7 protein-coding genes are annotated in these 6,005 nt (G+C 51.2%); 3 read left to right on the top strand and 4 right to left on the bottom strand.

Translation table 11 applies throughout. From position 1 onward, the window contains the following. Positions 1-24: 24 nt before the first annotated feature. Positions 25-495 carry a DUF1203 domain-containing protein gene (locus FT726_RS25800; protein WP_136545613.1) on the top strand — a complete coding sequence of 157 codons (471 nt, stop codon included), beginning with the start codon at positions 25-27 and terminating at the stop codon, positions 493-495. A gap of 580 nt (positions 496-1,075) precedes the next feature. Here the strand turns inward: FT726_RS25800 and FT726_RS25795 are convergent. Further along, positions 1,076-1,543 carry a hypothetical protein gene (locus FT726_RS25795; protein WP_346303692.1) on the bottom strand — a complete coding sequence of 156 codons (468 nt, stop codon included), beginning with the start codon at positions 1,541-1,543 and terminating at the stop codon, positions 1,076-1,078. Between the two features lie 318 nt (positions 1,544-1,861). Here FT726_RS25795 and FT726_RS25790 point away from each other — a divergent pair, with 318 nt between their 5' ends. After that, positions 1,862-2,311, top strand: a complete 450-nt coding sequence (locus FT726_RS25790) for a carboxymuconolactone decarboxylase family protein (protein ID WP_346303691.1) — start codon at positions 1,862-1,864, stop codon at positions 2,309-2,311. A 449-nt stretch (positions 2,312-2,760) separates the two neighbouring features. On the opposite strand, the gene FT726_RS25785 is transcribed toward FT726_RS25790, so the two are convergent. The 3 genes from FT726_RS25785 to FT726_RS25775 are packed head-to-tail and all read right to left on the bottom strand — an operon-like array spanning position 2,761 to position 4,784. Further along, on the bottom strand, positions 2,761-2,991 hold the full coding sequence (locus FT726_RS25785; protein WP_058759805.1) for an EexN family lipoprotein: 231 nt from the start codon (positions 2,989-2,991) through the stop codon (positions 2,761-2,763). A gap of 42 nt (positions 2,992-3,033) precedes the next feature. Beyond that, the gene (locus FT726_RS25780) at positions 3,034-4,260 is read right to left on the bottom strand and encodes an MFS transporter (protein ID WP_346303690.1); all 1,227 of its coding nucleotides are present in this window, start codon (positions 4,258-4,260) and stop codon (positions 3,034-3,036) included. Continuing rightward, positions 4,257-4,784, bottom strand: a complete 528-nt coding sequence (locus FT726_RS25775; protein WP_058759807.1) for a GNAT family N-acetyltransferase — start codon at positions 4,782-4,784, stop codon at positions 4,257-4,259. The genes FT726_RS25780 and FT726_RS25775 overlap by 4 nt, the downstream gene beginning before the upstream one ends. 98 nt (positions 4,785-4,882) lie before the next feature. Here FT726_RS25775 and FT726_RS25770 point away from each other — a divergent pair, with 98 nt between their 5' ends. Next, the gene (locus tag FT726_RS25770; protein ID WP_058759808.1) at positions 4,883-5,779 is read left to right on the top strand and encodes a LysR family transcriptional regulator; all 897 of its coding nucleotides are present in this window, start codon (positions 4,883-4,885) and stop codon (positions 5,777-5,779) included. Positions 5,780-6,005 lie beyond the last annotated feature (226 nt).

Genomic DNA, 6,005 nt, shown 5'->3' with positions numbered 1-6,005 from the left:
TGCTGACTATCACAGGAGGCAAACATGCAATTCAGAATTTCAGGGCTTGATGCAACCCCCTTCCTTCATCTCTTTGGGCAGGATGAACATTACTTAAAAAAACACGGTGCGCTAAGAAGAGACGTCGACAGTTTTCCCGGCTATCCCGACAGAATTTCATTAAGTGATATTCCTGTCGGTGAGACAGCGATATTGATTAATCATACCTATCAGCCTGCTGATACCCCCTATCACGGCACACATGCAATTTATCTCCGGGAAGGCTGTACTCATCAGGGGGTATATATCAATGAAATTCCAGAATCACTCGCTGTCAGGCTCATTTCACTAAGGGCCTTTGATGAAAACCATTTTATGCTGGAGGCGGATATCTGTGACGGTGCGGCGGCGAAAAGTCGGCTGAATCATTTCTTTGACGATCCCACAGTCAGCTACGTCCATATTCATTATGCTAAGCAGGGATGTTACGCCTGCCTTGCCGAGCGTGTTCAGTGATTGCCCGCTCCAGGTTGAGCATCACATCATGCTGTTTGCAACGTCCGGAATTACTGGGGCACACCAGGTGCGATGGTTTCGTCTCGCTGCAGGGAAAAGTTTAGGAGGGCGAAGGCATATACCTCCGTTGACGGCCTGAGTGCCCCAGTGCTTGCCCGCTTTTTACCTTAATGTAGCCAGAGCGTTCTCCGTTTTCCTGTTCGTAAAGAGCGGCTCAGTTGGACTGGTATCAATTTCGTTCGCCGTTAAACCACAGCGTCGTGAACGCCCGTTGTCAAAAGCGGGCTCGGACATGCCCCCTCCTGAATGACGATTAAGCGCACGTTAAGGTCTACATGGCATGCCGCCGGTTGTTCCGCCCCGACACTTCCTCACTTGCTCCTCACTTTTTCGGTTCCTCACCTCTCCTCACCTGATTTTCTCAAAATCGCTCCCAGCCCAGTCATATCAGGGGTTTCAGGAACTCTCCTCACTTCCGCTGTGTATATGTGAGGAAAGTGAGGAAAATTCTCCCTCTTCCTCACGGCTCCTCACCTTTCCTCACTTCACTCCTCACATTGCCGTCTGGTCATCAGCGTCATCACTCCGCCCCAACCGTAAGCAGTGCTTCATTTTCAGGCTTGGCTACCCAGCGACTGAAGTTTTTAACGTCAAGCCCAGGCGCTTTCTTATTATCCCGGATGGCTGTATGCGTGCAGATCTCGTTGTTCATGGCCCGGCTGCGGATCAGGTTCGAACGTGCAATGTGATTATCGGTAAGTTTTGCGCTGTCACTGAGTTCAGGTGCCAGCTCTGAAACCTCGCGTGAAACATTCCACACGGCCAGCGAGTGGATTTCCTCTCCCTCTTCATCCGTGAACAGCCTGACCGGCTGCAGGTCGTAATGCCGGCGCTTCGACTCCTCGGCCTCCTTCATTTTGGTGCAGGCCAGAATCAGGGCGATGTTCTCATCCTCGCGCTTCACCTGAAACTCAGCGTCCAGCGCCGCGCGAAACGCGCTTGAGCCCCGCGCCCCTGTAGCCTCGTCTTTACCTGAGCGGTAAGCCACCAGCTTTGCTGCAAGGCTGGCACCTTTTGGAGCAGTATTATCTGCTGTCCGCTATGCGCGGGAAACGGACATTATCGTGGTTTTTTCAGCACAAAATGATTGCTTTCAGAAAATGGTTTCCCTCTTTTACTTGACGAGATCCCCCTATGATTGTCCTACCGTTTAACTCATTTCTTGCCTCTTTTATCTACGACTTTAATGGCTAATATCACAATGTCTGAGCAGACGTACGAATTTAAATTCAGTCGTAGCGGTTCTGTGACAGACCATGATTATTAACAAATACTTACTTAAACATCTCAATAAGAGGATATAAGGATGAAGCGTCCAAACTGGTTTCGAGTTTCCGCTGAAGGTGGCAAGGCTATAGGAGCGCTCCATAATTACGCCATTACCGGGACAAGTTTGCCAGATGATCTGATTCATTTAATTTTTTTAAGAGTTTCACAGATCAATGGTTGTGCACACTGTATAGATATACATGCTCGCGATCTTATTAAGAGTGGCATGTCCGTCGAGAAGATTGTATTGGTGCCTGTCTGGAGAGAATCTACCTATTTATTCTCGGATATAGAGCAAGCTGCGCTCTCATGGGCGGAAGAAGTTACCCGTGTAAGTGAAACGCATGCTTCTGATGAAGCATATTCCGCAGCGCTTTCTGTATTCGGTGAAAAAGATTTGGTTGAACTTACCATTGTTATTGCCACTATGAATGCCATTAATCGTATGGGGATTAGTTTTCGAATGAAGCCGCTAGCTAAAGCCTGACAGATGTAAGCTACTCCTAAAATAGACTCTGGAGCCGTATTAAAGTCCGCTTTTGGCACAAAGCGGACGGGATCAGATAAACGTCCGCTCTGAGCGAAAAACGGGCATTACTTTAATGTAAATAATGGCATTTTTGATAGATGTTTACCGCTGTACGGTTTTCGAAACGAGATGTATATGCCGGCGGCTGTAAATCGCATTGTGCTCAAGCCACTGTTGCCGGAATTTTATCCAATCAAGTAGAGGAGAAGCCGGCGTATTTCGCCTGGTGTTGGCCGCCTGGTCCCTGTTATACCTTGAGATGGTATCGTCAGCCGCCGGCAAAATCACAATATGTACTGTTCCAGGGGGTAACGCCAGGGTCAGTTGACGGATTAGGTGGAACAGGCGTTCTATGGAATCGCTGAAGAATGACGTAAAAAAGCCGCCTCATGGCGGCTCGTATGGTTTTACCAACCCTTTTCTGGACTCTTTGTAAATTGGCCCGCGTGTACATCGGCATCAATCGCGTTGCGACAGTCTTCGGTGCCGCGCGGATTGGGTTCTTTACGGCATTCTTCATATTTAGATTTACGCTCTTTGTTGTGAGCCTTGTACCATTCCTCGCTCTTTGCGCCCTCGTCGCAGCCGGTGAGCAGAATGGAAGTCAGCAGTCCCAGTGAAATCAGTCCAGTTTTCATCGTATCTTCCTTTTAATTAATGAATTGCGACAGCAATTACAGTCACCTGACGTGTCCAGTTTCACGTTTCGGCGGAATTGAAGCTTTCTGTCCAACCGGCGAGGAATGGAGACGCCAGATCATAATGGAAATCGCCGTAATGAACAGGGTAATGATGGCAGATAAAAGCAGCGTGCCGGATGTGCCGTATCGCTCCAGCAATATGGCGTAAGCTGAGGGAGCGACCGCCGCGAGGAAAAAAGCTGGTGACAGCAGCACGCCTGTTCTTCGGGCATAGTGCTTCGGATCAAACAGCACAAGAGGCAGTAAAGCTTTAACTACCGTACTCATTCCGTTCACAGCTCCATAACCCAGAATAAAAATGGCTGCAGCCACAGGGGTGACATTACCTGCAAGGCCGACTAGAAAACAGACTGGCAGCAGAACGCCGGTAACCAGACTCAGGCGGAGCGCAGATGTATTTGCGCCATAAGCCACGTCCAGCAGTCGGACACTCACCTGCCCCCCACCCCACAGCATGCCCGTCACGGCAGGCATGCCATAAGCGGCCAGTATCTGCGGAAAATGAGTGGATACGCCGGTAGAAACAAAGCTTATTAGCGCTATTAGCGTGGCATACCACAGGCCGCTGATGAATGCTTTTCGGTCTTCTGCTTTTCCGATCGCTGGAAAAGTGGGCTGCCCGGCAACGGGTGGTTGACTCCGGTTGCCTGCCGGAATGGCGGACAGAAAAAGCAGGCTGATAATGCCCGCACAGCCGTAAACGATAACCGCATACCGCCAGCCGGTAATGTGCAGTAGCGCAGCCCCAGCAGGCCAGAACACGGCTGAAGCGAGGCCACCCAGCAGTGTGACCAGAGAGACTGCCCGGCGGGCCCCTGCGCCTGCGGTTTCTACAAGCAGAGCAAATGCGGCATCATACAGAGCAAGTCGCATGCCGGCTCCCATCAGGAGCCAGACGGCAATCCACGATGCTGTTGAGCGGGTAAAAGCCATCAGAAAACAGCTGAGAATAATTGCGAGGGTTCCTGCCATCATCAGCGTTCGTCCGCCTGTACGGGCCATTAGGGGGCCGATAAGAGGCGAAATAAACCCCATAACCAGCATGGCAATAGTCAGCCCGGAGAATGTCAGAACTGACGACCAGCCTGTGTCCGCCATGATGGCGGTGCCGAAGACGCCTGGCATATAGAATGTGATACCCCAGTTGATAAGCTGCGTCATGCCAATGCAAAAGAGGGTACGGCCAGTCAGATGCCTGTCAGTCAAACTGTGCTCTCCGGAGAGGCGGCGTCACCCTGTCCCAACGTTCGCTGCAGGATGACCGTATCAAGCCAGCGTCCGTGCTTGAAGCCCACGGATCTGAGTGTTCCTGTAATACTGAAGCCTGCCGCGCGATGCAGGGCGAGAGAGGCGCTATTTTCGCTGTTTCCAACGACGGCTACGAGCTGGCGAAAGTTATACGCTTCTGCCCATGCAACCGCGCTTAATAACAACTTTTTCCCGATCCCCTGACCCTGAAGGTTTGGAGCAATATATACAGAATCTTCCAGGGTGAACCTGTAGGCACACCGCTCCCGATAGCGTGACAGGTAGCAGTACCCGAGGACATTGCCGTCCCCGACCGCAACAAACCAGGGCAGTCCTGCTGCACGCACCTTTTTCAGACGGGCTGTCATTTCAGCCGGGTTCGGCGGTTCGGTTTCAAAACTGGCGGTGCCGTTCAATACGTGATAAGCATAAATCTGCTGGATGGCGTGTATATGTCGTTCATCTGCGAGGGTTATTTCCATCAGTACGGCTCCTTATTCGGTCAGAAGCAGAGGCTAACCCGAATACATCATTTCATACAGGCAGCAGGACTTATCAGCGGCATAAGGAAAATTTTGGGATGGCAAACCTGAATCTCGATCATCTGGCTACTTTCAGACTGGTCATCAGCCGGGGAAGTTTCTCCGGCGCGGCTGATGCACTTGGTCTGTCGCAGCCGGCAGTGAGCCTGCAGATAAGACAACTTGAGCAGGCGCTTCACGTCCGCCTTATCGAGCGAACCAGCCGGGGAGTAAGACCCACGCCCGCCGGGCTGACCCTCGCTGAGCACAGCCTGAAAATTGATGCCGTGGTAAGTACAGCAGTTGAATCTGTGTGCCTGCATTCCGATGAAATAACCGGCACTGTTACTGTCGGCACAGGCGCAACGGCCTGCATTCATCTGCTGCCTCCCTTACTTCAGCAATTGCGACAGGCCCATCCCCTGCTGAAGGTGGACGTACGCACAGGTAACACTTCCGATATTGTGCGGGGCGTGGAGGAAAACCGTATTGACATTGGACTGGTGACTCTGCCAGCCGCAGGTAAAAACCTCAGCATAATCCCGCTGGGTACGGATGAGTTTGTTGTTATTATGGAAAAGGATGCCTCAAAGCAGAGCGTAAAAATATGGACTCCGGGCGCCTTGTTGCCGCTGCCGCTGATTATCTTTGAACCGGGAAGCGGTACACGCGCCCTGATTGATCAATGGTTCAGGGAGACAGGACATATGGCCTGCCCGATCATGGAGCTGGGCAGTATTGAGGCTATTAAAAGAATGGTCCGTGCAGGTCTTGGCTACAGCATTGTTCCCCGAATGTCCGTAGCATGTATCGGGGAAAGAGCGGGGCTCGATCTATACCCCGTGACGCCCCCTCTTCACCGTACGCTAGGGGCAGTTATGCGGGAGGATCGGATTGTAAGCAGAGCAATCAATGAAGTGCTGAAAAGCCTTCACAGCAGTTTTGCAAAAAATTAAAACAGATAAATTTTATTCTAAATCTAAATCAGACGGGTCCTATCTACTCTGACCGGGAAAGTCTAACAACAGCGTTTATCAGTTACTAATGTCCGCCTCTGGCACAAAGCGGACTGATACACTGTCCGCTATGAGCGAGAAGCGGATATTGTGTTTAAGATAATATCGCCTGTCTCAAACGACCACCAGAACCTAACGCTCAAGTAGATGTGTGGCAATTCCCCAT

Source organism: Pantoea sp. Morm, from assembly GCF_016643525.1.
GTDB classification, from domain to species: Bacteria; Pseudomonadota; Gammaproteobacteria; order Enterobacterales; family Enterobacteriaceae; genus Pantoea; species Pantoea dispersa.
This window is presented reverse-complemented; position numbering and strand designations above follow the sequence as displayed.

Bases quoted from the DNA above. Each gene is read 5' to 3' on its own strand.
- FT726_RS25790 (WP_346303691.1), top strand. From the start codon at position 1,862: ATGAAGCGTCCAAACTGGTTTCGAGTTTCCGCTGAAGGTGGCAAGGCT.
- FT726_RS25770 (WP_058759808.1), top strand. From the start codon at position 4,883: ATGGCAAACCTGAATCTCGATCATCTGGCTACTTTCAGACTGGTCATC.
- FT726_RS25775 (WP_058759807.1), bottom strand. From the start codon at position 4,784: ATGGAAATAACCCTCGCAGATGAACGACATATACACGCCATCCAGCAG.
- FT726_RS25785 (WP_058759805.1), bottom strand. From the start codon at position 2,991: ATGAAAACTGGACTGATTTCACTGGGACTGCTGACTTCCATTCTGCTC.
- FT726_RS25800 (WP_136545613.1), top strand. From the start codon at position 25: ATGCAATTCAGAATTTCAGGGCTTGATGCAACCCCCTTCCTTCATCTC.